This is a genomic window from Ideonella sp. BN130291 (assembly GCF_036231905.1).
Lineage (GTDB): Bacteria > Pseudomonadota > Gammaproteobacteria > Burkholderiales > Burkholderiaceae_C > CAMLIZ01.
Genome location: NZ_JAZARE010000006.1, coordinates 181,240 through 206,353, shown reverse-complemented (window position 1 = coordinate 206,353; position 25,114 = coordinate 181,240). Strand labels below are relative to the sequence as shown.

The 25,114-nt window shown below is 68.3% G+C and carries 22 protein-coding genes and 1 tRNA gene; 9 read left to right on the top strand and 14 right to left on the bottom strand.

Going from position 1 to position 25,114, the window contains the following annotated elements; all coding sequences use genetic code 11:
* The first annotated feature begins 93 nt into the window (after positions 1-93).
* From VPH43_RS14605 to VPH43_RS14595, 3 genes are all read left to right on the top strand, one after another.
* A complete protein-coding gene (locus VPH43_RS14605; protein WP_328578452.1) occupies positions 94-1,080 on the top strand; it encodes a DNA-directed RNA polymerase subunit alpha in 987 nt (328 codons plus the stop codon).
* A gap of 91 nt (positions 1,081-1,171) precedes the next feature.
* Positions 1,172-1,567: a 50S ribosomal protein L17 gene (rplQ, locus tag VPH43_RS14600; protein WP_328578451.1), complete on the top strand. Its 396-nt coding sequence runs from the start codon at positions 1,172-1,174 to the stop codon at positions 1,565-1,567.
* 196 nt (positions 1,568-1,763) lie between these two features.
* The gene (locus VPH43_RS14595; protein WP_328578450.1) at positions 1,764-2,765 is read left to right on the top strand and encodes an AraC family transcriptional regulator; all 1,002 of its coding nucleotides are present in this window, start codon (positions 1,764-1,766) and stop codon (positions 2,763-2,765) included.
* A 16-nt stretch (positions 2,766-2,781) separates the two neighbouring features.
* On the opposite strand, the gene VPH43_RS14590 is transcribed toward VPH43_RS14595, so the two are convergent.
* The 13 genes from VPH43_RS14590 to VPH43_RS14530 all read right to left on the bottom strand — a co-directional run bounded on the left by VPH43_RS14590 (position 2,782) and on the right by VPH43_RS14530 (position 16,206).
* Positions 2,782-4,332, bottom strand: a complete 1,551-nt coding sequence (locus VPH43_RS14590; protein WP_328578449.1) for a fatty acyl-CoA reductase — start codon at positions 4,330-4,332, stop codon at positions 2,782-2,784.
* Positions 4,329-6,038, bottom strand: a complete 1,710-nt coding sequence (locus VPH43_RS14585; RefSeq protein WP_328578448.1) for a DUF4382 domain-containing protein — start codon at positions 6,036-6,038, stop codon at positions 4,329-4,331. Before VPH43_RS14585 ends, VPH43_RS14590 begins: the two co-directional genes overlap by 4 nt.
* Positions 6,035-7,408, bottom strand: coding sequence for a WS/DGAT domain-containing protein (locus VPH43_RS14580; RefSeq protein ID WP_328578447.1), 1,374 nt, complete (start codon positions 7,406-7,408; stop codon positions 6,035-6,037). The genes VPH43_RS14585 and VPH43_RS14580 overlap by 4 nt, the downstream gene beginning before the upstream one ends.
* Positions 7,409-7,447: 39 nt before the next feature.
* The gene (locus VPH43_RS14575) at positions 7,448-8,002 is read right to left on the bottom strand and encodes a DUF2059 domain-containing protein (protein WP_328578446.1); all 555 of its coding nucleotides are present in this window, start codon (positions 8,000-8,002) and stop codon (positions 7,448-7,450) included.
* Between the two features lie 23 nt (positions 8,003-8,025).
* Entirely contained in the window at positions 8,026-9,663 is a 1,638-nt protein-coding gene (locus VPH43_RS14570; RefSeq protein ID WP_328578445.1) for an OmpP1/FadL family transporter, read from the bottom strand.
* 13 nt (positions 9,664-9,676) lie between these two features.
* Positions 9,677-10,804: a transporter gene (locus tag VPH43_RS14565; RefSeq protein ID WP_328578444.1), complete on the bottom strand. Its 1,128-nt coding sequence runs from the start codon at positions 10,802-10,804 to the stop codon at positions 9,677-9,679.
* A complete protein-coding gene (locus VPH43_RS14560; protein WP_328578443.1) occupies positions 10,801-11,568 on the bottom strand; it encodes a C39 family peptidase in 768 nt (255 codons plus the stop codon). The genes VPH43_RS14565 and VPH43_RS14560 overlap by 4 nt, the downstream gene beginning before the upstream one ends.
* Positions 11,569-11,602: 34 nt before the next feature.
* On the bottom strand, positions 11,603-12,046 hold the full coding sequence (locus tag VPH43_RS14555) for a DUF6160 family protein (RefSeq protein WP_328578442.1): 444 nt from the start codon (positions 12,044-12,046) through the stop codon (positions 11,603-11,605).
* A 7-nt stretch (positions 12,047-12,053) separates the two neighbouring features.
* Positions 12,054-12,956: a hypothetical protein gene (locus VPH43_RS14550; RefSeq protein ID WP_328578441.1), complete on the bottom strand. Its 903-nt coding sequence runs from the start codon at positions 12,954-12,956 to the stop codon at positions 12,054-12,056.
* A gap of 1 nt (position 12,957) precedes the next feature.
* Positions 12,958-13,749, bottom strand: a complete 792-nt coding sequence (locus tag VPH43_RS14545; RefSeq protein WP_328578440.1) for a hypothetical protein — start codon at positions 13,747-13,749, stop codon at positions 12,958-12,960.
* A gap of 116 nt (positions 13,750-13,865) precedes the next feature.
* Positions 13,866-14,396, bottom strand: a complete 531-nt coding sequence (locus tag VPH43_RS14540) for a DUF6160 family protein (protein WP_328578439.1) — start codon at positions 14,394-14,396, stop codon at positions 13,866-13,868.
* 320 nt (positions 14,397-14,716) lie between these two features.
* Positions 14,717-15,259, bottom strand: coding sequence for a hypothetical protein (locus VPH43_RS14535; protein ID WP_328578438.1), 543 nt, complete (start codon positions 15,257-15,259; stop codon positions 14,717-14,719).
* Positions 15,208-16,206, bottom strand: coding sequence for an AraC family transcriptional regulator (locus VPH43_RS14530; RefSeq protein WP_328578437.1), 999 nt, complete (start codon positions 16,204-16,206; stop codon positions 15,208-15,210). The genes VPH43_RS14535 and VPH43_RS14530 overlap by 52 nt, the downstream gene beginning before the upstream one ends.
* Before the next feature lie 443 nt (positions 16,207-16,649).
* Between VPH43_RS14530 and dsbD the strand changes: the two genes are divergently transcribed.
* The 6 genes from dsbD (at position 16,650) to VPH43_RS14500 (ending at position 24,474) form a co-directional block, all read left to right on the top strand.
* Positions 16,650-18,494 carry a protein-disulfide reductase DsbD gene (dsbD, locus tag VPH43_RS14525; protein WP_328578436.1) on the top strand — a complete coding sequence of 615 codons (1,845 nt, stop codon included), beginning with the start codon at positions 16,650-16,652 and terminating at the stop codon, positions 18,492-18,494.
* 75 nt (positions 18,495-18,569) lie between these two features.
* A tRNA-Met gene (locus VPH43_RS14520) sits at positions 18,570-18,646 on the top strand.
* A 136-nt stretch (positions 18,647-18,782) separates the two neighbouring features.
* Positions 18,783-19,109, top strand: coding sequence for a preprotein translocase subunit YajC (gene yajC, locus VPH43_RS14515; RefSeq protein ID WP_328578435.1), 327 nt, complete (start codon positions 18,783-18,785; stop codon positions 19,107-19,109).
* Positions 19,110-19,183: 74 nt separating this feature from the next.
* Positions 19,184-21,061, top strand: coding sequence for a protein translocase subunit SecD (gene secD, locus VPH43_RS14510; RefSeq protein ID WP_328578434.1), 1,878 nt, complete (start codon positions 19,184-19,186; stop codon positions 21,059-21,061).
* 20 nt (positions 21,062-21,081) lie between these two features.
* A complete protein-coding gene (gene secF, locus VPH43_RS14505) occupies positions 21,082-22,119 on the top strand; it encodes a protein translocase subunit SecF (protein ID WP_328578433.1) in 1,038 nt (345 codons plus the stop codon).
* 42 nt (positions 22,120-22,161) lie between these two features.
* Entirely contained in the window at positions 22,162-24,474 is a 2,313-nt protein-coding gene (locus VPH43_RS14500) for a DUF1631 family protein (RefSeq protein WP_328578432.1), read from the top strand.
* Positions 24,475-24,645: 171 nt separating this feature from the next.
* Here the strand turns inward: VPH43_RS14500 and VPH43_RS14495 are convergent, their stop codons facing one another.
* A complete protein-coding gene (locus VPH43_RS14495; protein ID WP_328578431.1) occupies positions 24,646-25,098 on the bottom strand; it encodes a DUF494 family protein in 453 nt (150 codons plus the stop codon).
* Positions 25,099-25,114 lie beyond the last annotated feature (16 nt).

Genomic DNA, 25,114 nt, shown 5'->3' with positions numbered 1-25,114 from the left:
ATGCCGGGCGCAGCGGCGATCCGCTTCAAGCCCGGCGCGTCCATCAGCCTTATCGGTGTAACGAGCCGAGGGTATTGACAGGAACAAGACTCAATGCAAACCAATCTGCTGAAACCCAAAGCCATCAATGTGGAGCCGCTGGGCGGCCACCGTGCCAAGGTGACGCTCGAGCCGTTCGAGCGCGGCTACGGCCACACGCTGGGCAACGCGCTGCGGCGCGTGCTGCTGTCGTCGATGGTGGGTTACGCGCCGACGGAAGTCACGATCGCGGGGGTGCTGCACGAGTACTCCACGGTCGACGGCGTTCAGGAAGATGTGGTCCACATCATGCTGAACCTGAAGGGCGTGGTCTTCCGCCTGCACAACCGCGACGAAGTGACGCTGGTGCTGCGCAAGGAAGGTGAAGGCCCGGTCACCGCCGGCGACATCCAGACGCCGCACGACGTGGAAATCATCAACCCCGACCACGTGATCGCCCACCTGGCCCAAGGCGGCAAGCTGGACATGCAGATCAAGGTGGAAAAAGGCCGCGGCTATGTGCCGGGCAACCTGCGCCGCTATGGCGACGAGCCCACCAAGAGCATCGGGCGCATCGTGCTGGACGCCTCGTTCTCGCCGGTCAGCCGCGTGAGCTACACGGTGGAAAGCGCCCGTGTGGAGCAGCGCACCGACCTGGACAAGCTGGTGATGGAGATCGTGACCAACGGTGCGATCAGCCCGGAAGAAGCGATCCGCGCCTCGGCCAAGATCCTGGTCGAGCAGCTGGCGGTGTTCGCCCAGCTGGAAGGCAGCGAGATCGCCGCCTTCGACCAGCCTGCACAGCGCAGCGCCCAGTTCGACCCCATCCTGCTGCGTCCGGTGGACGAGCTGGAGCTCACCGTGCGTTCGGCCAACTGCCTGAAGGCCGAAAACATCTACTACATCGGCGACCTGATCCAGCGCACCGAGACCGAGCTGCTCAAGACCCCGAACCTGGGCCGCAAGTCGCTCAACGAGATCAAGGAAGTGCTGGCCTCGCGTGGCCTCACGCTGGGCGCCCGCCTCGAGAACTGGCCGCCCCAGGGTCTGGACAAGCGTTAAGTTGAAAGAACGAGGGTTGTCTAGGCAACCCGGTGCACCCGGCAGTACCTGATACGGCTGCCGGTATCTACAAACGAAAGGAACAAGCACCATGCGTCACCGTCAAGGACTCCGCAAACTGAACCGCACCAGCTCGCACCGCCTCGCGATGCTGCGCAACATGTGCGTGTCGCTGCTGCAGCACGAAGCGATCAAGACCACCGTGCCCAAGGCCAAGGAACTGCGCCGCGTCGTCGAGCCGCTGATCACCCTGGCCAAGGAGCCCACGCTGGCCAACCGCCGCCTGGCATTCGACCGCCTGCGCGACCGCGATGTGGTCACCAAGCTGTTCAGCGAACTGGGCCCGCGCTACCAGGCCCGTCCGGGCGGCTACACCCGCATCCTGAAGATGGGTTTCCGCGTCGGCGACAACGCGCCCATGGCTTTTGTCGAGCTCGTCGACCGCCCGGAAGTGGCCGAGGCCGCCACCGAAGGCGGCGCCGAATAAGCGCTCACGCTCCGCAGATCAAGGGCCGGTTTTTACCGGCCCTTTTTCCTTTTTGCCCCCGATTTGCGCTACGGGTTCACCGCCACTGACAGCGCATTCGCAGCGGGCTACATTCCCGGCCGCGGGAAGACGTCGCTGCAGAGGGCCCGCAGAAGCCCTCACATCGGTTGTCGCTCATCATTCGACGGAGGTTGATGTGATCGACGAGCGTTGTGCGCAAGACGCCTGGCTGCGTGGCCTGAGCGATGCGTGGAAACAGCATGGCCTGGACGCGGAAGCCCTGTTCCGCCAAGCCGGCCTGGACGTGGGCTCCAGCCATCTGCTGGAGCCGGCCCTGCTGTCCGACAAGCTCAGCCTGTTATGGGAGCTCGCGGTGCAGGCCACTGGCGACCCCTATGTCGGCATCAAGACCGCGCCCAAGCAGCCGCTCGGCTCGCTGGGGCTGATTGCGCACCTGATCCTGGCCTGCCCCACCATGCTGCAGGCGCTGGAGCGCCTGTGCCAGTACGTGGGCTTCGTGCTGCCCACCGCCACGGCCCGGGTGGACGCCTTGCCCGATCGTGTGCGCCTGGTGCTGCACCTGTCACCGGGCGAGCGGCCAGTGCCGCCGCAGCGCTACGACTTCGTGGCCGGCCTGGTGCTGCGGCTGATCGAATGGATGATTGGCCGCCCGGTGGCGCCACGCGTGATCTTCCATCCCCTGGCGGCGCCCGGCGACCCGGGGCCGTATCTCGAGGCGTTCCGCTCGCCGGTGCGCTTTGAGCAGCCCATCTGCGCCATGGACTTCGACCCGGCCGACCTGGATGTGCCGCTGCCCACAGCCAACCCGCTGGTGGCCGACTGGTGCGGCCGGCTCGCGGCCGACCTGGAGCAGACGCGGCGCGGCCAGCTGCGGGTGCGTGTGAAGAAGGTGCTGGTGGAGCTGCTGCCCAAGGGCGACCCGCGCCGCGACGAAGTGGCCTCGGCCCTGCGCATGAGCGAACGCACATTGCAGCGGCGCCTGTCTGAAGAAGGCACGCACTTCCAGGAGCTGGTGGACGCCACCCGGCGCGAGCTGGCTCAGCAGTTCCTGTCGGCCGGGCGCTTGTCGCCCAAGGAGATGAGCTTCGAGCTGGGCTTTGCCGACCCGAGCAACTTCTATCGTGCCTGCAAGCGCTGGTTCGGCCAGTCGCCGAAAGAGCTGCGCCAGATGTCCTGACTGCGCTTGCAGCGCCTCAGCTGGCGCTGCCGGGCAGCTGCGCCGTCGCACCAGGCAATGCCGCTGCGGCTTCGGGCGCAGCCCGCGCGCCCTCCGTCGGCGCGGACTTCACCGCATAGCGCTCCAGCCCGGGCAGGTGGATGCGGGCCACGTAATGGGCCCAGTCGAAACACAGCGGATCCACTTCAAAGCGCTGCCGGTCCGCTGGCTCGAAACGCTGCGCCAGCGCCAGCAGTTCCCGGTTGTCGAACACGTAACGCGGCGAGGTGTAGAAGGAGAACACCGTGGCCAGTTCGCGCGTGGTGTTGATCGCATCGTAGAAGGCCAGCCGTTGCGCCGGCAGGCCGAACGCGCGCGCCACGCGATGCGCCAAGCCCGCGAATGCCACGGCAATGCCCAGGCCGGCGAGGAACAGCGGGCGTGGCACGGTGCGAAACGGCTTGTCCAGCGGGCGGCGGATCAGGCGCGGATATGCGGCCGCGTTGCTGCGCATCTCGGTCTGGCACAGGCGCACGTACTCGCCCACCCGCACCGGATTGCGTGCACCGCTGGCGGCCTGGTAGATGCGGCAGGCGCCCGGGTGCTGCAGCGCCTCCGCGGTGGCGAGCACGATGCTGTTGGCCACCAAATCCACCGGGATGATGTCGGCCACGCCGGCCGGGCGCGCCGGAAAGAGGCGCGTCTTGCCGCGCGCATACGCGAGCACGATCGCGTCGCCCACCTTCATGCCTTCGATCCAGCCGGGCTGCGGCTCGTGGCAGGCGCTTTCCACGATGGCCGGGCGCACGATGCTCAGCGTGCCGCCCCGCATCTCGTGGCGGGCCACCTGTTCGCCCAGCCACTTGGTGAAGGTGTAGGTGTCGTTCCAGCCCAGGCGCCTGGCCTGGCGGATGCCCAGGTCCACGAGCGCGCGCTCCTGTGCGGGGCCGGCCGGTACACGCTGCTTCAGCTGCGCGACCTGCTGCTGCAACTGCGCGAGCAGCCCCTGCACATCGGAGCTGCCATCGGGCTGTGCGGCCAGGCGGGTGCGAACTCCGGGCGCCAGCGTCTCCGCGATCAGGCCGCGCCGATGGCCGTTGACATAGCAGGTGGAGACCTGCACCAGCGGAATGCCGCCCGCCGCGCGGGCCAGCTCCGCCAGGTGCCGCACGCTGAAGGTATTGATCGCGAGCGCCTGGTCCAGCGCCTCGCGGAAGTTCACGCTGGCGGCGATGTTCACGATGACATCGACCTCGCTGGCCAGCCGCGCGAAGGCCTCGGCCTCCAGGCCCAGTTGCGGCTCGGTGAGCGAGCCGTCCACCACCTGCAGCTGTTCGTCCACGAAGCGCTGCAGTCGCGCGGCGGCTGTGCAACGCAGGTGATCGAACACGCTGGAGGACAGCACCTCGGCGCGCAAGCGTTGCAGCGCGTCAGCGTGCTGCCGGCTGCCGCGCAGCACGAGCACCATGCGCGCAATGCCGGGCACGTCACGCACCAGCTTTTCCAGCACCACCTTGCCGATGAAACCAGTGGTGCCGGTGATCAGCACCCGCTTGCCTGCCAGGGCGGTGGCCACCGACCAGTTCATGGCTGCGCGCTGAGGCTGGCGCTGCCGGTCAGTGCGCTGCGCATGTCGACCGGCGCAGCGGCACGGGCCCAACGCAGGCTGGTGCCGGCCGCGCTGCGCTTCCAGGCGCGGACCGACACGGTGTACACCGCCGTGCCGCCCAGCGCGGCTGCGTTGCTGCCGGCCGGCACGTCGACATCGAGCGAGCCACCGCCGGCCAGCAGGGCCGACACATCGCGCACCGCGACCACCCCGCCCACGTCGGCGATCACCAGTTGCGCGGCATCGAACACGCCTGCAGGGGAGGCCCCGAGGGTGACGTGCAGGATGCCACTTTGCAGCCCGGCCCGGGCCATCGGATCGGGCGGCGTGATGGCGGTCGACGCACCGGCCGGCAGGTCGACCACTTTCCAGGCGCTGGTGTCCTGGTAGGCCGTGCCCAGGCTGGCCACGCTGAAGCGGTTGCTGCCTTCGGCCGGCGCCACATCGGCAAAGCTGAGCGGCGCCGCGCTCGAATAGGTCGCCACGCGCAACGGCCCGCTGGGCAGCGGCTCCGCATGGACGAGCAGGCCGGTGAAGGGGTCGAGGTTGGCGCTGCTGATCTCCAGCGGCAGCTCGCCCGCGCCCGGGAGTGTCTGCGCGAACACGATCTGCACACCGGGCTGCGACAGCGGCGGGCTCACCGCGGCGAAGGCGTCGCCCTCGGCCCGGACCACCGGCACCATGGGCACCGGATGCTTCGGATCGGCCGGGTTGCCACCCAGCTGGGTGGGCGTGGCATGCAGCAGGTCGGCCGGCGCGGCGGGTACCGCGCGCACCACCATGGTTTGCATGTTGCGGCCCCGGATGACCACATCCACCATCGCGTTCTCGGGCAGCGGGTAGAGCGCGAAGACCGCGTAGTCCTGGCCCACCGTCACCGGGGCGGAGCGCTCCACGCGCTTGAAGCGGCCGTCCGGCGACGGCAGCAGCGCACTCGCCACCACGTCGTGGACGCAGCCGGCGGCGCGCACGCCCGGCGCACAGAACGCGCTCTTGTCCATCAGGCCGACGATCGCGGCAGTGGCATCCAGGCGCAAGGGGCGCAGGTCCGGCCGCAGCAGGAAACGGTCGTTGCCATCGTCGCCCGCCAGGCGCACCAGGTTGTGCTGCAGGTCCAGCTGCAGCGTGATCTCGTTGTTGGACTGCGCCTCCACATGCAGCGGCCCGGCCACGCGCAGCCCCAGGCCGAGCTGCGCCAGCTCCAGCGGCTGGTGCAACACCGCGCCCGCGCTGTCGGTGGCATCCACCTGTGCGTTGTAGAGCAGGTTCAGCTGCCGGGCGCCCTCGGTGAGCTGACCGTCCGGCGCCGCGATGAACAGGCGCATCTGGCCGTAGTCGCCAGCCGGCAGCACCTGGCCGATCAGGAAGGAGGCCACCAAGCCATTGGTCAGTGCCGCCAGGTCCACGGTGACCGGCGTGTCCAGCCGCACCACCTGCCAGCTGCTGTCGGACGCCGACCAGGGCTGGTCGGCACTGGCATGCAGCGCCACCGCGGTGACGGTGACCCACACATGGTCCACGCCGCTGGGGGCACCGCCGGAAAAGCTGAGGGAGACGCTGCCCTGGGCGGCATCGGGCGGTGGCGCGGTGTCGCTGGAACCGCCACCGCCGCCGCCACAGGCCGCCAGCGCCAGCAGCGCAGCGAGTGACCAGGCCTTCATCGTGCTGATGATGCGGGGGCTCATGGTGCGCAGGCCTTTCCATCCAGCCCGATGGGCGAGGGCCAGAAGCTGTCGTCTTCCGCCAGGGGCGCCGGCAGCGTCGCCGGGGACGCACAGGCCGCGCTGCGCAACTGCTCGAAACACGCGCGCACAGAGGCCGCGGCGGCGGCGCAGTCAGGCATCAGGCGCTGGTCCACCAGGAAGCCGATGCGCAGCTCGCCGGCGTACGACACGATGGACACGCCCACGCCCACCGTCATGCCTTGCGGCACGCACAGCATCAGCTCGTCCATGCGCCGGCCGGCAACGCTGCGCCCTTCCGCCGGGCCGATCACGTTGGTGACGATGACGGTGCAGCGGCGCGAAAAGATGCCCAGCAGCGCGGTCTGCAAGGCTGCGGGCAGCCGGCCGGCCACCCGCACCAGCGCCAGCGCGAGCTGGCCCTGGAAGCCGCGCTTGAGCGCCTGCATGCCGTCGCGCACCGCATGCAGGCGCTGCAGCGGATCGGCCAGGTGCACCGGCAGCTCCAGGCCGACCAGGCCGAAGCGGTTGCCCAGCAGGTGGGCTTCGTCGTGCGGGCGCATGTTCATCGGGATCACGGTGCGCAGCGGCGCGCCGATGTGGGCGGCGCCGCGGGCCTGCAGGTGGCGGCGCAGCACGTCGGAGATCACCGCGAGCATCACGTCGTTCACGGTCGCTCCTTGCCGGTGCGCGAGGTCGCGCGCCATCGCCAGCGACAGCGGCTGCGACCAGGCCACCGCCTTGTCCATGCCCGGCCGGCCCTTGAGGCGGCTGGGCCGGTCGCGCCGCATGAACAGCATGTGGGCGGCATCCGCCAGCACACGGGGTGCGCGGCGCAGCAGCAACCGCAGGCTCAGGTCATCGCGCTCGGCGGCCCGTGCGGGCGCCACCGGCTGTTCACCTTCGGCGATGTCGGTCATGCCGCTGATCAGGTTCATCAGCGAGATGCCGTCGGCCAGGCAGTGGTGCACCCGCATCACCAGCGCGCTGTGGCCGCCTACGCCGTGCACCAGCGTCGCCTGCCACAAGGGCCGGTCCGCCGGCAGCGGATGGCTGGCGCGGCTGGACATCCAGCTCTTCAGGTCGGCGGCGCTGGAGCCCGGCGGCAGCCACAGTTCGTCGAGGTGGCGCGCGATGCTGAACTGCGGGTCCAGCACCCAGTGCGCGCGCCACCATCCCCGCACGATGCGGTGGGTGAACTGGTGGTGCGGCAGCAGGCGCGCACGCAGCTTGGCGATCACCGCGGCGAGCGGCACTTCGCCATCGAAGCAGAATGCCAGGTGGATCACCACCAGGTTCTGCGCGGTGTCCATGCGCAGCCACGCATGGTCTGCGGCAGACAGCGGCCGGGCCGCGGGCGGGGGGGGGGTCACGGCGTCCTCCTTCGCGCTGGCGCTTCGGTGTGGCGCCGGTCAGCGTGCGATGCTGGCCGCGCGCAGCTTGCTGCCCACGGCCTGCGTCATCGCTTGCAGCTTGGGGTCCACGGCGGCGCGGCTGTCGGCGGCGATCTTCTCGCCGTAGGCCCGTTCCAGCTGCGGCACCAGCGACTCGAACTTCTTCTTCACCGGCGACTCCAGCATCGCGATCAGCTGCTTGAGTTCCTCCTCGGTGAAGTTCTGCGCCAGCAGCGGCCCGAGCACCGGCTCCTTCAGGCGCACCGCGTTGTCGCGCACGATGGGCGTCACCTCGTCGATGAACTTCTGCACGTCGGGCGCCATCTCCTTGAGCGTGCTGTCCTGCTTGGCCGCCGGCACGCGGCCCTGCAGCGCGATGCGCGCCTGCTGCACCGCCTCGGCGGCGGGGCGCTGCGCCATCGCCACCGCAGCGTCTTCCACATGCCACAGCGCGAGCGCCCGCTGCACCAGCTTCTGCTTGTCGGCCGACGGCGCCTGCTGGGCCGAAGCCGCGCTGGCGAAGGACATGGAACCGGCAGCCAGCAGGGCGGCCAGGGCGGTACGGCGGAACATCGTGGACTTCATTTGGCGGGCGTTCAGAAAGGGTGGGTCAGCTGGATGCCGAAATAGCGGATGCGGATGCCACCGGACACGTCCAGGCCGGCGTAGGGGTTGTAGATGACGTTGAAGAAGTTGCTGCAGTTGAGGTTGCAGCTGGTCTCGGCCGGCAGGTTGAAGGTGGCGCTGGCGTAGCTGGCGGCCACGTCGATGCGGGTGCCTTCCTTGAGCTGGTAGCCCAGGCCCAGGCTCTTGACGGTGATGTCGGGCAGCGGCGCGATCAGGTCCATCTTGTTGGTGGGGATGGAACTCTTGCGCGGCTCATAGCCGGCCCGCACGACGATCTTGTCGGTGAGCTGCACCTGCAAGCCGGCGCTGTAGTCCACCGTGTTCTTGTAGCCGCGCGGAATGACCAGCTTGCTCGGGTCGGTCTGGCCGAACAGGCGCGCCATCATCAGCAGGTTGATCTGCTTGTCGAACTGGAAGGTCAGCTTGTCCCAGCGCTTCCAGTTGGTCCACCCGGCGTCCAGGTTCAGTTGCACCCGCTCCAGCGGCTTGAGCTTCACGCCCACCTGCACATGCTCGGGGAAGGGCAGCACCATGGTGACGTTGCCGGTCTGGTACGGCGGTATCGAGGTCGGCATGCCGAACATCGAGGCCACGATCGGGCCCAGCAGGCTGTGGTACATGCCCTGCACGAACTTGTCCAGGTCGGGCTCGGCCTGGAAGGTGTAGCGCCCGGTGAGCACCGTCTTGGAGCCCGACTGGTAGGTGGCGCCCACGGCAGCCCAGGGCGTGGGCTCCCACAGCACACCGAGGTTCAAGGTGGGATCGGCCGGCGCCGTGAGCTCGAACTGCATCGAGCCGATCTTGTTGAAGGGCCGCAGACGGCCGCCGCCTTGATGGTCGCCACACAGGCCGAAGCCGAACTCGTCCAGCGGGTTGCTGTCGTCGCCGCACCAGGCGTCCTGCAGCTGGCCGATGATGCCCAGCAGCTTGTTGGGCATGCGCATGTCGGTGTCCAGCGCAAAACCCTGGTGCGCGATCGGCACCGCGACGCCGAAGCTCAGCGTGTCGCTCCACTTGTAGCCCACCGAGGGCGACAGGTACACCAGGCGTTGGATGGCCACCTTCTTGCCGTCGAAGCGGGCCGGGTCGTCCTTGTCCAGCGTGCGGTCCAGGCCCACGGCCTGCGTCACGTAGGCGCCGGTGGCAAAGGTCCAGGGAGAACCTTCCTTGTGGAACGACAGCCCAAGCCCGGCGGCCGCAGCGGCGGGCAGCCGGCCCTTGACCATGCCGATGACGGGCAGGATGAGGGTCTGGCGCACACGGCCGGTGGAGGTGCCGTTGAGCGGGTCTTCCTGCCAGCCGCCGATGTCGAATCCCTTCGGCTGGCGGAAGCTCGCGTAGGGCTTGATGGAGGCGCCGAACACGCTGTCCTGGCGCACCTCGCCCTTCAGCCGCGTGAGGCCGGCGGGGTTGAAGTGGATGGACGCCACGCCGGGCGGATCGGCCGTGACCGCGTTGCCCATGGACATCGCGATCGGGTTGACGCCGATGTTCTCGGTGAGCGAGGCGCTGGCGTTGCCGGCACACAAAGCGGCGAGCGCTCCGATCGCCATGCTGACCACACCGCGGCGGGCGCGCAGGCGCGCTGCGCAGGAGAGGGACCGCATCACGAAGCCTGCCTCAGAAGTGCAGCGGCACGTTCACGCCGAAGCTGAAGTCCGGTGTGTCGCTGGTCAGGCCGATGCCGACATTGAAGTTGGCGGTGGTCTGCGGCGAGACACGCACACCCAGGCCCAGGTTGAGCGTGGAGGCCGTCTGGGTGGTGGTCTTGCGATGCGTGGTGTTGCCGGTGCCACCCACGCCGTTGTCCACCAGCGTGAGGGTGCTGCGGCCGGACACCATCTCCTGGAACGACATGCTGGTGGAGATGTTGTAGGACAGCGCGTACGCAAAACCGACACCGAAGCCGAAGGCCGGGCCGGGTTTCACTTCGGTGAGCGTCAGGCCGTTGCGCACTTGGCTCAGGTGCTTGGCCGGTGCGCCCAACGTGACGTTGAACGAACCGAACAGCGCCACCGGGTCCACGATCTTGGACGCGTTCAGGCCCAACGACAGCGAGGTGTAGCCCGAGCCGGTGCCCAGGCCCTGGCCGTCGATGGTCTTGAACGGGCTGCGGCCGGTGGGCAGGCGCAAGGTGGCGGTGGTGGTCAGCGCGGGGATGTCGCGGCTGAGGGCAAAGGGCTGGAAGCGCGCGCCCAGCGAGATGTCGCCGAACGCATTGCTCAGGCCGGAGAAACTTTCGGACTGCGAGTAGCGGCTCACGAACGGCACCGTCACATTGGCGGTGAGGTTGTTCATCACGCCGTAGTCGGCCGACACCGTGTTGGTGAACGTGTGGCCGCGGGTGTTGGTGAGTGCGAAGTTGCTGATCTCGCCGCTGTCGCTGAAGCTGACGTCGATGGTCTGCTGGCCGATGTACGAATAGCTGAGGTCGTAGGTCGCTGCGATCTGGCCCTTGCGGATCAGCGAGTACTGCTTGTCGGTGGCGGTGAGCGTCTCCTTCAGCAGCTTGGCCTGGTCGACGTCGCCTTCCTTCTTGCTCAAGGCTTCACGCGCGGCTTCGGCGCTGGTGGGTTGCGCCGGTGCCACCACGGTGGCCGGGGCTGGCGTGGGCGCAGACGCCGCTGCGGGCGCCGCTGCAGGCGCCGAGGCGGCAGCCGACGGCGGGGTGGCACCCTGGGCGCCGGCGGTGCCGGCAAACAGCACGAGGGCCGACGCAGTGGAGAAGGTCTTGAACAGCGGAGTCATTGCTTTCGCAGGGTGAAGATGCCCAGGCCCGACTGCACTGCACGCTGCAGCGCCTCGGACCGGTCCAGTTGGGGAAGCACGGCTTCTTGCCGCACGAGGTCGCCGTCCACCACGCCGAGTTCACGGTCCGTGAGTGACAGGCGGGCGAGCGTGGTGGGTTGGTCCTTCGGCGGGTACAGCATGAACAGGGTGTTGCGGTCCCACAGCTTGGCGAACTCCTCGCTGGAGAACACCAGGTGGCCGGCCGACGGATCGGCGATGAACACCTTGCCGTCGCGCAGGCCGCGGAACACCACGAAGTGCTTGAAGCCGGCGTAGTCGATCGGCACGATGGCCGGCTGCTGCAGCTTGGCCAGGTCGTTCAGGTCGGCGCGAAAGCCCGCCGCGTCACCGCCCAGCGTGGCGACATATCGCTTCATGTCCAGCAGCGAAAAGCCACGCCGCGCGATGATCTTTTCGCGCTCGCCATGCTCCAGCATGCCTTCCATCGCCTGCTGCTCGGTGACCGGGATGCCGAGGTAGTTGTTGATCACGGTCACCAGCGCGGCCGAGCCGCAGCTGTAGTCGTAGGCCTGGCGCACGATGTTGCGGTACTTGAACTCGGAGTACGGTTCGATGCGCGCGTCTTCCGGCGCCACGCCGCCGCCCACCAGCACCATCGGCAGGGCGTACTGGTCGGCGGGCTGCGGCTTGGCCGGATGGTGTTCGTTGGCGCCGGCGCCGCCGATCATGGCGGCCACGACACCGAGCAGGATGGTCCACATGCTTGAAAGTCCTCTGGATGGCTGCGGCGGCGCTTCAGGGCGCGGCCCACAGGTAGACGTGGCCGGTCAGGTTGGCAGTGCCGTTGATCAGCAGCTGCCCGTAGCTGGTGGCCGGCGTGATGGGCGTCTGCGGGTCGGCCTGGGCGCCGAGGGCCCGGAAGCCGAAGTCCTTGAAGCCCACCCACGCGGGCAGCCCCACGTCGATGAAGGTGCCCAGGCCATCGGGCCGGCGCCCGATGTCCAGCGTGAGGCCGAACAGGTCGGCCGTGCCGCCCACGCCCTGCAACACTGCAAACGTGGTGCGGCCATCGACCTTGAAGCCCAGGTTCAGCGAGGTGTCGAGTTCCAGGTGCAGGAACAGGCTGACGCCGTCCTGGCCATGCACCTCGGCGAGAGCGTCGTCGTCCAGCGCCTCGGGCGCAGCCACCGCACGCAAGGTGCAGCACAGCAAGGCCAGGAGCAGGGCAACCGCATGCATGGTGAGCTCACAAGCCGGGGCGCAGCTTGACGTCCAGGTACTGGATCTGCATCGTGCCGATCCGGCTGGAGCCCAGGTCCATCTGCCCGCCCGGCAGCATGTCGCTCTTGAAGCTGGTGTTGTCGATCACCAGGCTGCCGATCGGCGCACCCGCGGTCGTGGTGGGCCAGCCGATGCCCACGTGCAGGCTGGACTTGCCGTCGGCATCGGTCACCGCGTTGATGATGCCGGGCTGCAGGCTGGCGTCGGCCAGCGCCCAGGGCGTGCCGAGCGGCGTGCCGTCTTCCGCCGCGGCGCCCAGCCGGATGCCATGCAGCTGCAGCTGCTCGGTGGCGTCGGCGCGGCCACGCGGGCGCAGCAGCACGTCGCCGATGTCGAGGTTGAGTGCCAGGCCGAAGGCGATGCCGTCCACGCCGGCTGTGGCGGGCGTGGTGAGCGTGAGTTGGCCCGCGCGTGACACCAGGTCATTGATGACCAGCGCGCCACCGTCGTGGGTGATGCCGTCGGCCTGCACCCGCCAGTCGGCCGCGAACTGCCACTTCAGCAGGCCGTTGGCGTTGAGCGGCTCGGACAGCTGCATCGCATCGGCAAGGCCGGGGCGGCCCACCAGCTTGAACGTGTAGGGGTCGCTGAAGGTGGCGTCCGGATCGTCCGAGCGCGACAGCGCCAGGTTGGACAGCGACAGCGAGGCACCGTTCGGGCTGGTGTAGGTGAGGGACAGCGGGCCCGCGAGCGAGAAGTTGACGAGGTTGAACGCGATGCCGTTGCTGCCGCGCACGTCGGCCAGCTCGGTCTCGTCCAGCGCCTGCATGTCGGCGGCCTGCGCGCACACCGCAACGCCGCCGATCGACACGGCGAACATCGCGCGCAGCGCAGCGCGGCCGAAAGCCGACATCACGGTCGTTCCCACATCAACCTCCGGGCGGCTTCGGCAGGTTGGGCGGTGGTGGCTGGTTGATGCGATTGGCGGTAAGCCGGTCGCGCCAATTGAGCCAGAACCCTTCGAGCGCCTTGTCGGACGCGCCCGCACCGTTGACGGTGGGGTACTGCACCGCTTCGCGCAGCAGCGAGATGAAGAAGTCGCGGCTGGCGCCATTCGCGTCGCCCGCGGTGATGCCGCCGATCTGCGACAGCGCCAGGCTGCACGCGGAGGCGCCGCAAGTGGTGCCGTCCCAGCGCTTGCCGCCCAGCGGATCCAGGCGGGAATCGATCGCGCCGCCCGCGGCATTGATGAGCAGCGAGCCGCTCACGCTGTTCATCTGGATGCCCACGTCGCCTTGGATGCTGCCGAAGCCCAGGCGCATGCCCACCACTTCGCGCTTGCTCGCGTCGCCCACGTTCTTGTAGACGAACTCCAGGTACGGGTCGGTGATGTTCACCACGCGTTGCGCTTCGGTGCCGTCGCTGCGGCCGAAGCGCAACGCGCCCAGGTCGATGTCGGCGCCGGTGCCGTTGCGGGCGCTGTAGCTGTACTCGCCAAGGCGCACGTTGGTGAAGTTGGCATTGAACTGGACGTCGGCGCCCAGTGTGATGCGGGAGAAGTCGTAGCCGTTCAGGCTGGTGTTCGTCAGCTGCAGCAGGGCCTGGCCCCACACGTCGGACAGCTGTGTTTCGTCCATCGGCCGGCCCTGCGCGCAGGCGCTGCCAGCCGCACCCAGCAAGGCGGTGCTCAGGCAGAGGGCGAATGCGAGGCGGCACAACATGGTGCGATGGCGGGTGTCTGGATCGTCAGATGGAAAGGCCTCGTGGTGATGAAGCCACGAGGCCTCCGCACGATGCGCTGCAAAGGCCCCGCGAAGGGCCCTCGCAGCCAGTCGGCTTAGTGGCCGTACATCCAGACCTTGGTGCCTTGCAGGTCGAGGTTCTTGATCTCGAACGAGCCGAAGGACGCACCGCCGTGGCCGGTGGTCACGGAAGCGACCGTGATGGTCGGGGTGGCCGGGCGAGCGGTCACGCCACCCACGTTCGGGAAGGCGAACTGCACCACGTCGCCGCCGGTGAAGCCGGTGGCAGCAGCGGTGGCAGTCAGCACCGCGCCGATGTCGGCGGGAGCGGTCACGCCATGCGAAGCCAGGGCAGCGGAAGCAGCCGACTGGAACTCGGCGCCGCTCAGCACGTCGATCGTGTTGACGATCATGCCGGTGATGCCGATGTTGTTGAACGACACGGTGTTGCCGCTGTCACCGTAGGTGAACGAACCGATGTTGATGTTCAGGTCGGCAACGATGGACACGCCGTCCTGGCCGCTGACCTGGCTCAGTTCTTCGTCCTGGATCGAGGTCATGGCCGATGCCGACAGGGCGGCTGCGGACAGGGCGGCCGCGACGGCGCAAAGCTTGAACAGTTTCATGCTGATCTCCGAAAAGGTTTGTGTTGAATTGGCTTGAAAGCACTCGCGCGCTGCGTGGTAGCCCTACCCTTGCGAGTTGTGCCCTCTTGAGAGTCGCACCGGGCGGTAGCCCAGTGATCCGGTGAAGCCTTCGTCAGCGGCGCGTTGCGATGATCGTCAGCTCCATCACACGCTGCACTGACTCGCGCGGCCAAGCTCATGGCCCGACACGCCCTGCGATCGCGGGGCGGGAACCTACCTAGTGAACGAGGGTCGCGCAGCGCTGCGCCAGCGTGTGGCGGCACGCTGGCAAACGATGGATGAGAAGCGCTTGCGCAGGCTCAGTGCAGCAGCGACAGCACCTCGATCTGATCGAGGTAGGACGGCGGCAGGCTGACGCCGCTGATGTCGTGCACCAGGCGTGCCTGCGCACGCGTGGACACCAGTTGGCAGGGATCGTTGGTGAGCGCGACCAGCACCTCGCGCGACACATGCGCGTTGCACACCACACGCAAGCGGATGAGCTCGCTCTTGTCATGGGCCAGGCCCATCATCAGGTCGTCACGCACCCGGCTGTTGCTGGCCAGCGCGGCCCGCACCTGGATGCCGGGATGCGCCGCGAGGTGTTCGACGATCTCATCGGGCAGGTGGCGATTCACGGCCACCCACACCGCTGCATAAGGATGCTGGGTCAACACATCGAGCCACACCTCGCGCGAAGCGCTCACCGACACGAGCAGCTCGCGCGGCGTGTGCGGGTCGGCCAGCAGGCGCGCGAAGTCCTCGGCGCAGTGGATGGCGTGCACGTCGGACATGGCGCGGTGCCCGGCGGTCAGGTCGAACAGCGCATGGTGCTCGGCGAGCGGCCGAACCAGCGCTTGCACGCCCGATAGAAATTGCTCGGGTCCGAGAAGCCGAGCGCGAAGGTGATCTCGGTGGGGCTGAAGTCGCCGTGCGCGAAGTAGCGCTCGGCCGCGGCGCGCCGCACTTCGTCCACCAGTTCCGCAAAGCTGGTGCCTTCTTCGGTGAGGCGGCGCTGCAGCGTGCGTTCGCTCATGCACAAGGTGGAGGCCACCGTCTCGCGCCGCGGGTCGCCCTTGGACAGGTGCTTCAGCAGCACCTGGCGCACCCGCGTGCTCACGCTGCCGCCTTGCTGCTCCGCGATCTGCGCGGCGATGCGCTCGCACAGGTCCGATACGGTGGGGTCGGCGGTGGGGATCGGCATCGCGAGTTCGCTCACCGGCAACTCGAACATGCAGCTGGGTGCGTTGAAGATCACCGGGCAGCCGAACACCTCGCGCCAGCGCTCGGGGTTGGCGGGCTCTGGCCCGGGGTGATGGAACACCAGCGGCTTGACGGTGCGGCCGGTCACCCAGTGCAGGCCGTGCACACAGGTCACGCCAAGGAAGTCATAACGCTGCGGTGCCACCGGGCGCCGGCCCGGGGAGATCTGCAACGTGATCTGGCACCGGTCGCCTTCGAACTTGAGGTCCACCGCCGCGGTGGGCGAGGCCAGGTGCGTGAAGCGCGCGATGCTCTGCAAGGCGCTGCGCACGTCGGATGCAGCCAGCACCACATGCGAGAGAACGCCCAGCGAGGCCAGCGGATGCGTGGGCTGCGTGAGGCCGATCGCGGGGTTGCCGGTCTTGGCGACGGCCAACTCCCAGGCGCGGCTGAAGGCATCGGTCAGCTCGCCGAGGTCGGACACGTCGATGTCGCCCACGTCGATACCGGCTTCGGCGAACAGCGCATCCGCGTCCAACCCGTGCTGCGCGAAGACGTCCTTCATCGCCTTGCACCAACCGACATCCGACATCAGCATGGGTTTCATGGTGGCCTTTCGTTGTTTCCGGCGAACCGGACGACCCGAAATTCGAGGTGGAAACCAAAAAAACGAACGCCCGTTCGCTTTTGCCGCGGAAAGATACGCCTTGAGGCCGGCGCGCCCCAACTGGGGTCAACCCGTACTTTGATGGTGCAAGACCAAGAACGAGGGGGCCGCGACGCCGGGTAAACCATGCCCTGCAAGGTGCGGCTCGCGCGTGCTTCAGGGTTTTAGGGGTGTGCGTCCAGGCCCAGGCGTGCCAGGCGCTCCACGCGAGCCGACGGCCCGCCGATTCCTGCCGCGCCGGCCGCGCATTCATGCCTTCCAGGACGTCCGCTGCAACAAACCATGGCCTATGCTGCAATCGCGGGTGCACCCGAAGTCACGCTGCCCAGTGCTGGCATGCGTGTGCGCCTGGAACCTTGGTCCGTTTCCCTGGTCTTGTTCGCATGAGTTCATCTGTCCTGCGTCTGGTGTTGCTGCTGGTGTCGCTGTGGAGCGCCTGGCGACCCGCCTTCGCCGACGACTTCCTCGAGCCGGAAAAAGCCTTCCAGATCGCGGTGCGTGCGGCGGACGAGCGCACGGTGGAAGTGAGCTATCGCATCGCACCCGGCTACTACATGTACCGGGAGCAGTTCAAGTTCAGCGCGGACGCCGCCACACTGGGTGAGCCGGCCTTCCCGCGCGGCAAGGTGAAGTTCGACGAGACCTTCCAGAAGAACGTCGAGACCTTTCGCGATGAAGTGCGTGTGCGTGTGCCGGTCGCCCAGGCGGGTGCCAGTTTCCGGCTCACCGCCATCGGCCAGGGCTGTGCCGACCAGGGCCTGTGTTACCCGCCGATGCCCAGCGTGGCCGATGTGAGGCTTGCGGGTTTTGGTGGTGATGGCAGCGCCCGTGTGCTGGCCACCGGGGATGCGGTAGCCAACCTCGCCGCAGTGCAGAGCTCCACGCCAGTGGTCGGTGCTGCGCCGCGCAGCACGCCGCCCACCGCACCTTCCACCGACGACAGCATGCTCGACCGTGCGCTGCAGGGCGGCGGTTTCTGGACCGTGCTGTTCGTGTTTTTCGGCGCCGGTGTATTGCTGTCGCTCACGCCCTGCGTGCTGCCGATGTTGCCCATCCTCTCGTCCATCATCGCCGGCGGCACCTGCCCGGATGCGAAGCGCGGGCGTGGCCTGATGCTGGCCGGCAGTTATTCGCTCGGCATGGCGCTGGTGTACACGCTGTTCGGCATCGCGGCCGGCCTGGCCGGCGAGGGCCTGGCCGCGGCGCTGCAGACGCCCGCCGTGCTGGGCGGTTTTGCGCTGCTGCTGGTGCTGCTGTCGCTGTCGATGTTCGGTGTGTACGAACTGCGCCTGCCTTCGGCGATCACGTGCCGCCTCGCGAATGCGTCGCACCGGGTGCAGGGCGGCCGCATGGCCGGCGTGTTCGTCATGGGCGGCTTGTCGGCCTTGATCGTCAGCCCCTGCGTGGCCGCGCCCCTGGCCGGCGCACTGGTGTACCTGAGCCAGACACGCGACGTGCTGCTGGGGGGCGCTGCCTTGTTCGCGCTGGCGCTGGGCATGAGCGTGCCGCTGCTGCTGGTGGGTGCCTCCGCGGGTGCGCTGTTGCCCAAGGCCGGCCCGTGGATGGAAGGCATCAAGCAGTTCTTCGGCTTGCTGCTGCTGGCCGTGGCCATCTGGATGATCCAGCCGCTGCTGCCCGCGGCGCTGACACTGGCCGCCTGGGGCGTACTGCTGGCGCTGGCGTCGGCGCTGTTGCGGCCGTTCTCACGCCAGCATCGTGGCCGCTTCACGGTGGCTGTGGCCGCCAAGCGCGTGCTGGGCGTGCTGGCCGGTGTGTTTGCGCTGCTGCAGTTCGTGGGCGCGGCCAGCGGCGGCAGCAATCCGCTGCAACCGCTGGCGCACCTGGTGCCGGGGCAGGGCGGCGCCGCGTCCGCACTGCCCTTCCAGGCGGTGCACAGCGTGGCCGAGCTCGATGCCGCCGTGGCGGCCGCCGGCCGGCCGGTGATGCTGGACTTCTATGCCGACTGGTGCGTCTCCTGCAAGGAGATGGAGCGTTTCACCTTCACCGATGCACACGTGCAGCGCCAGCTTGCCGGGGCCCTGCTGCTGAAGGCCGACGTCACCCACAACACCGCCGAGGACCGCGAGCTGCTGCGCCGCTTCAAGTTGTTCGGCCCGCCGGGCACCATCTTCTTCGACGCGCAGGGCCGGGAGATGCGCAACCTGCGCGTGGTGGGCTTCCAGAACGCCGAGCGCTTCAGCCAGACGCTGCGCGCGGCCGGGCTCTGAAGCGGGCGTTCCAAGCCCGCGGCTGCAAGCGCCCACTCGCAGGTTGGGATTTTCTGCTATAGTCCTTTTTTCAGTCGCGGGGTGGAGCAGTCTGGTAGCTCGTTGGGCTCATAACCCAAAGGTCGTAGGTTCAAATCCTGCCCCCGCAACCAGCATTCAGACAAACAGGCCCCGTCCGGGGCCTGTTTTCTTTTGTGCGCAGCTCCAGCGCATGCAAGGGTTTCCTCGCGGCTTAGAATTTTCGGCTTCGCCCGCATCTCGCGGGTTTGCCTTTCGAGGATTCCACACGTGTTCATTTCCGAAGCTTTTGCGCAAACCGCGCCGGCCGCAGCGTCCGGCGGCGAATCCAGCCTGCTGGGCATGCTGCCCCTGGTGCTGATGTTCGTGGTGCTGTACTTCGTGATGATCCGGCCGCAGATGAAGCGGCAGAAGGAACACAAGGCCATGATCGAGGCGCTGGCCAAGGGCGACGAGATCGTCACCTCCGGCGGCCTGCTGGGCCGCGTCACCAAGCTGGGTGACAGCTTCGTGAACCTTGAAGTGGCCAACGGCGTCGAGCTGCAGGTGCAGCGTTCCGCGGTGGTGCAGGTGCTGCCCAAGGGCACCCTGAAGTAAGTCCAACCAGGCCGGCCGCCGCGGCGGCCGCCTCACTGCCCGCCGCAGCGTCTTGGCTGCGCAAGGAAGGCATCATGAACCGGTATCCCTGGTGGAAGTACGCGATCATCGGCATCGCGCTGCTGATCGGCCTGCTCTACACCATTCCCAACTTCTTTGGCGAGGCGCCTGCGGTGCAGGTGTCCAGCGGCAAGGCCACGCTCAAGCTGGACGCCAGCATCGTGTCGCGGGTGGAGCAGGTGCTGCAGCAGGCGGGCCTGAAGGCCGACCTGGTGCAGTTCGAGCTCAATTCGGTGAAGGCCCGTTTTGCCGACACCGATACCCAGCTCAAGGCCAAGGACGCGCTCAACCACGCGCTCAATCCCGACGCCAACGACCCGAGCTACATCGTCGCGCTGAACCTGATGGCGCGCACGCCCACCTGGATGGCCAAGCTGAAGGCGCTGCCGATGGCGCGCGGCCTGGACCTGCGCGGCGGCGTGCACTTCCTGATGCAGGTGGACATGAAGGCGGCGCTCACCAAGAAGGCCGAGGCCGTGGTGGGCGACGCACGCACCTTGCTGCGCGACAAGAACGTGCGCCACGCGGGCATCTCGCGCGACGGCGACACGGTGAACGTGCGCTTTCGCGACCACGCGGTGCTGCAGCAGGCGCAGGCCGTGCTGGCCGACCAGCTGCCGGATTGGCAGTGGACCGAGTCGGCCGAAGGCTCCGACTTCAAGCTCACCGGTGCGCTCAAGCCGCAGGCCGCACGCGCCGTGCAGGAGGCTGCGCTCAAGCAGAACATCACCACCTTGCACAACCGGGTCAACGAACTCGGCACCACCGAGCCGGTGATCCAGCAGCAGGGCCTGGACCGCGTGGTGGTGCAGCTGCCCGGCGTGCAGGACACCGCACGCGCCAAGGACATCATCGGCCGCACCGCCACGCTGGAGATCCGCATGGTGGACGGTAGCGCCGAAGCCGCCGCGGCCGCGGTGGGCAGCGGGCCAGTGCCCTTCGGCACGGAGCGCTTCCTGGAGCGCGAGGGCCAGCCGCTGATCGTGAAGAAAGAGGTCATCCTCACTGGCGAGAACCTCACCGACGCCCAGCCCGGCTTCGACAGCCAGACCCAAGAGCCCACCGTCAACCTGACGCTGGACGCCCGTGGTGCGCGCGTCTTCCGCGACGTGACGCGGGAGAACGTCGGCAAGCGCATGGCGATCCTGCTGTTCGAGAAGGGCAAGGGCGAGGTGGTGACGGCGCCGGTGATCCGCAGCGAGATCGGCGGCGGCCGGGTGCAGATCTCCGGCCGTATGACCACGCAGGAAGCCAACGACCAGGCGCTGCTGCTGCGCGCGGGCTCGCTGGCCGCGCCGATGGAGATCATCGAGGAGCGCACCATCGGCCCCAGCCTGGGCGCCGAGAACATCGCCAAGGGCTTCGACAGCGTGCTCTACGGCTTTGCCGCGATCACGCTGTTCATGTGCGCCTACTACCTGCTGTTCGGGTTGTTCTCCACGCTGGCGCTGGCGTTCAACCTGCTGCTGCTGGTGGCGGTGCTGTCCATGCTGCAGGCCACGCTCACGCTGCCCGGCATCGCGGCCATCGCGCTGACGCTGGGCATGGCGATCGACGCCAACGTGCTGATCAACGAACGGGTGCGCGAGGAGCTGCGCAACGGCTCGTCGCCGCAGACGGCGATCAACGCCGGCTACGAACGCGCCTTCGCCACCATCCTGGACTCCAACGTCACCACCCTGATCGCCGGCATCGCGCTGCTGATCTTCGGCTCCGGCCCGGTGCGCGGCTTTGCGGTGGTGCACGTGCTGGGCATCACCACGTCGATGTTCTCGGCGGTGGTGTTCTCGCGCGGCCTGGTGAACCTGTGGTACGGCCGCCAGAAGAAGCTGAAGTCCGTGGCCATCGGCCAGGTGTGGAAGCCGGCCGCCGAGCCGGCGGGCAAGGCCTGAAAGCCTGACGGAGCAAACACATGGAATTTTTCCGGATCCGGAGCGACATCCCGTTCATGCGCCATGCGCTGGTGCTGAACATCGTGTCGCTGGTCACCTTCCTGGCCGCGGTGTTCTTCCTGGTCACCAAGGGCCTGCACCTGTCGGTGGAGTTCACCGGCGGCACGCTCACCGAAGTGCAGTACGCGCAGGCGCCCGACCTGGAGAAGGCGCGCCACGCGGTGGACGCGCTCGGCCTGGGCGAATCGCAGGTGCAGAACTTCGGCACCTCGCGCGACGTGCTGGTGCGCCTGCCGGTGCGCAAGGGCGTCAACCCCACCGAGGTGGCCGGCCGGGTGTTCGCCGAGCTCTGCCGCTCCGAAGGTGGCACGGTGAGCACCGAGCAGTTCACCAGCGCCAAGGGCGAAGCGATCAGCCGGCCGGCCTGCAAGACGGCCGCGGGCGCCGTGCCGCTCACCTTCAGCCGCAGCGAGGCGGTGGGCCCGAGCGTCGGCGCCGAGCTCGCCCGCGACGGCGCGCTGGCCCTGCTGGTCACCGTGATCGGCATCATGGCTTACCTGGCGATGCGCTTCGAGTGGAAGTTCGCGGTGGCAGCCATCATCGCCAACCTGCACGACGTGGTGATCATCCTCGGCTTCTTCGCCTTCTTCCAATGGGAGTTCTCGCTCACGGTGCTGGCTGCGGTGCTGGCCGTGCTGGGTTATTCGGTGAACGAATCGGTCGTCATCTTCGACCGGATCCGCGAGGCCTTCCGCAAGTACCGCAAGATGACGACCGTGCAGGTGATCGACCACGCCATCACCAGCACCATCAGCCGCACCATCATCACCCACGGCTGCACCCAGATGATGGTGGTCTCCATGCTGGTGTTCGGCGGCCCCACGCTGCACGGCTTTGCGATCGCGCTGACCATCGGCATCCTGTTCGGCATCTACTCCTCGGTGTTCGTGGCCGCCGCCATCGCGATGTGGCTGGGCGTGAAGCGGGAGGACCTGGTCAAGGCTGGCGAGCGCAAGGCCGCCGATCCGAACGACCCCAACGCCGGGGCCGTGGTGTAGAGTTGGTGCACTCCGTCTGAAGGGCGCCGACCCCTGAGCTTCATGGCGACCAGCGCCGCCTCCTTGACCCTGGCCACACAAGCACGCCGTCTCCATACGGAAGAGCTGGTCAAGGGCATGGGCGGCGTGGTGCGGCACCTGGCCGAAGCCGCGCGTGAACTGCGCGGCAAGCCGGCCGAACACGCGGTGGCCCAGCGCCGCCGCGACGTGGCAGAGGAAATCCAGCGCTCCATCGCCGCCTGGCAGCATGCCGTCGTGCAGGGCCTTCAGCGGGCGCTCAACCATGGGCTCTCGGCTGCCAAGCCGTCGGACCTGCCGCCGCCGGGCCGCCAGGTGCTGGGCGACCTGTCATTGGTGGACGACGACACCATCGAGCGCGAGATCCTCAGTTCGCGCCTGTCCCTGGCCATCATGGACCGCGCCTCCTGGGAGTTCTCCGACCTGCGCTCGCGCATCTCGGTGCTGGAGCGGCGCGAGGAGCTGGACCCGCAGGACATGCTGCGTGCCCACGTGATGTCGCGCATCGTCATCGACGCCTGGCGTGCCGCCGGCCTGTCGCTGGACGCCTGGCGCGAGCTGCAGGCGACGCTGCAGGAAGAGCTGTCGCTGCTGGTCGAAGAGGCCTATCACGAGACCAATCGCTGGCTGATGTCCCAGGGCGTGCTGCCCGAGGTGGACCTGCGCCCGATGATCCGGCGCACGCGCGAGAGCGGCGCTACGCCCTCGGGCCAGGGCGGCCTGGGCGACGCCACCCGCTTTGGCGGCCAGCCCACCGGCACCTTTGCCTCGCGCTGGACCGGCACCGGCCAGGACCCGGCGGCCACTGCAGTGCAGGAAGAAACCCGGTTGATGACCCGCTCGCCGGGGTTCGGCCGCATGCCCGACCATGCCGAGGCCGTGCTGGGCCGGCTCAACCGCCTCATTGGGCGCCAGCTGCCCGCGTTTGCCGACACCGCGGCGCGCGCACAACCCGCCTCGCCGGCCTTGCGCGCCGCGATCGCGCAGGTCGAAACCAGCATGCGGCAGCAGCTGCGCGACACCGGCCCGATCACCGAGCAGATCACCACGCCGGCGCTGCTGCAGCAGCTGGACCAGCGCAAGCGGGCGCTCAAGCAGGCGGCCGAAACCCCGATCGAACGCGCGACCATCGAGATCGTCGCGCTGCTGTTCCAGAGCATCCTCACCGAGGAGCGCATTCCCGCCACGGTGCGGGTGTGGTTCGCGCGCCTGCAGATGCCGGTGTTGCGTGTGGCGATCGGCGAACCCGACTTCTTTGCCACCGTGGACCACCCGGCGCGGCGGCTGATCGACCGCATGGGCGCCTGCGTGATGGGCTTCGACGCGTCGGCCCGCGCGGTGGGGGATGCGCTCGAGAAGGAGATCAAGCGCGTGGTGCAGGTGGTGGAGGCCTACCCCGACACCGGGCGCCGCGTGTTCCAGACCGTGCTCACCGAGTTCGAGCGTTTCCTGGAGCACTACTTCCGCAACGAGAACGAAGCCACCCGCAAGGGCGTGTCGCTTGCGCAGCAGGTGGAGCAGCGCGAAACGCTGGCCATCCAGTACACGATCGAGCTGCGCAAGATGCTCGAGGGCGTGCCGGTGCAGGAGGGCGTGCGCCAGTTCCTGTTCCAGGTGTGGGCCGACGTGCTGGCGATGGCGGCGGTGAAGTCGGGGCCGCAGTCCGAGGACACCAAGGCGATGAAACGCGCGGCGACGGACCTCATCTGGTCAGCGGGCGCCAAGGTGTCGCGGGAGGAGCGTGCCGAGGTGATTCGCCGCCTGCCGCCGCTGCTGAAGACCTTGCGCGAAGGCATGGCGTCGGCTGGTCTGGCGCAGGACAAGCAGGACGAGCAGATCCATGCGCTCAACAACGCACTGGCGGCGGCGTTCACCGCCAAGTCGGCCGTCATTCCATCGGACCGGCTGGAAGAGCTGATGGAACGCCTGGAAACCCTGGAAGAGCTGCTGCCCGACGCCGAGATGCAGATCGACGAGTCGCTGGTGCTGGACCTGTCCGGCCACGAAAGCTCGGAGCTGGAGGTGGTGGCCGAAGGTGGCTCCATGCCCACGCCTGCGATGCTCGCGTGGGCGCGCGAGCTGCAGGTCGGTTCCTGGTACATGCTGGACTACCGCGGCCGCAACGAGGCGGTGCAGCTGGCATGGCAAGGCCTGCGCAAGCAGCTGTCGCTGTTTGTCACTGCCCAAGGCCGCTGCGTGCTGTTCCAACAGCAGCGCTTGGCGGCGTTCCTGCAGGCCGGCCTGCTGCTGCCGGCGCAGGACGAGGCACTCACCGTGCGCGCCACGCGCACGGCACTGGCCAAACTGGATGTGGATCCCGCGCGCCTGCTGAACTGACCAGACCGAACCTCACACAACGGTCCTGCCGAGGCAACCCGGCCCCCTTGGGGACAGGCCGCGCAGCGGCCAGGGGCGGTGATGGCGGAGGGGCGGAACACGGACGGGTTGCCCGGCCGTGTTTCGAGCCCCCACGGGGGCCGCCGCCAGGCGGCGGGGGCCAACAATCAATCAATGGATCAGTCGGTCCTCGACGTCGACGAAAAGTTCGTCCAGGATCAGCGCATCGGGCTCCTCGCCCAGGCTCCAGAACACCATCAGCACGATGATCTTCAGGTCTTCCAGCTCCAGCGGGCCGGAGGAGATGGCGGTGGCACGGTCGATCACCACCTCACGCATGGGCGGCGGCAACACGCCGGCAGACTCGAGGAAGCTGATGAAGCCGATGGACTCTTCGCCCAGCAGCTCCTGCTCGCCCACGGAGTAGACGCGCATGCTGAGCGGGCCCTGCTGGCCGTCGTAGGACTCGGCTGCGCTGGCCAGGCCATCGAGCCAGCTCAGCGCCTCCTGGATCTCGTCGGATTCGAACCCCACGGCGGACAGCTTGCGCGTCAGCTGGTCGTGGTCCGGACAGGCGTCCGGCCGCCAGTAGTTTTCGTACAGGTAGACGAGCACGTCAAACATGCGACCCACTATACCT

Bases quoted from the DNA above. Each gene is read 5' to 3' on its own strand.
- VPH43_RS14605 (WP_328578452.1), top strand. From the start codon at position 94: ATGCAAACCAATCTGCTGAAACCCAAAGCCATCAATGTGGAGCCGCTG.
- rplQ (WP_328578451.1), top strand. From the start codon at position 1,172: ATGCGTCACCGTCAAGGACTCCGCAAACTGAACCGCACCAGCTCGCAC.
- VPH43_RS14590 (WP_328578449.1), bottom strand. From the start codon at position 4,332: ATGAACTGGTCGGTGGCCACCGCCCTGGCAGGCAAGCGGGTGCTGATC.
- VPH43_RS14585 (WP_328578448.1), bottom strand. From the start codon at position 6,038: ATGAGCCCCCGCATCATCAGCACGATGAAGGCCTGGTCACTCGCTGCG.
- VPH43_RS14575 (WP_328578446.1), bottom strand. From the start codon at position 8,002: ATGTTCCGCCGTACCGCCCTGGCCGCCCTGCTGGCTGCCGGTTCCATG.
- VPH43_RS14570 (WP_328578445.1), bottom strand. From the start codon at position 9,663: ATGCGGTCCCTCTCCTGCGCAGCGCGCCTGCGCGCCCGCCGCGGTGTG.
- VPH43_RS14565 (WP_328578444.1), bottom strand. From the start codon at position 10,804: ATGACTCCGCTGTTCAAGACCTTCTCCACTGCGTCGGCCCTCGTGCTG.
- VPH43_RS14560 (WP_328578443.1), bottom strand. From the start codon at position 11,568: ATGTGGACCATCCTGCTCGGTGTCGTGGCCGCCATGATCGGCGGCGCC.
- VPH43_RS14555 (WP_328578442.1), bottom strand. From the start codon at position 12,046: ATGCATGCGGTTGCCCTGCTCCTGGCCTTGCTGTGCTGCACCTTGCGT.
- VPH43_RS14545 (WP_328578440.1), bottom strand. From the start codon at position 13,749: ATGTTGTGCCGCCTCGCATTCGCCCTCTGCCTGAGCACCGCCTTGCTG.
- VPH43_RS14540 (WP_328578439.1), bottom strand. From the start codon at position 14,396: ATGAAACTGTTCAAGCTTTGCGCCGTCGCGGCCGCCCTGTCCGCAGCC.
- VPH43_RS14530 (WP_328578437.1), bottom strand. From the start codon at position 16,206: ATGAAACCCATGCTGATGTCGGATGTCGGTTGGTGCAAGGCGATGAAG.
- dsbD (WP_328578436.1), top strand. From the start codon at position 16,650: ATGAGTTCATCTGTCCTGCGTCTGGTGTTGCTGCTGGTGTCGCTGTGG.
- secD (WP_328578434.1), top strand. From the start codon at position 19,184: ATGAACCGGTATCCCTGGTGGAAGTACGCGATCATCGGCATCGCGCTG.
- secF (WP_328578433.1), top strand. From the start codon at position 21,082: ATGGAATTTTTCCGGATCCGGAGCGACATCCCGTTCATGCGCCATGCG.
- VPH43_RS14500 (WP_328578432.1), top strand. From the start codon at position 22,162: ATGGCGACCAGCGCCGCCTCCTTGACCCTGGCCACACAAGCACGCCGT.
- VPH43_RS14495 (WP_328578431.1), bottom strand. From the start codon at position 25,098: ATGTTTGACGTGCTCGTCTACCTGTACGAAAACTACTGGCGGCCGGAC.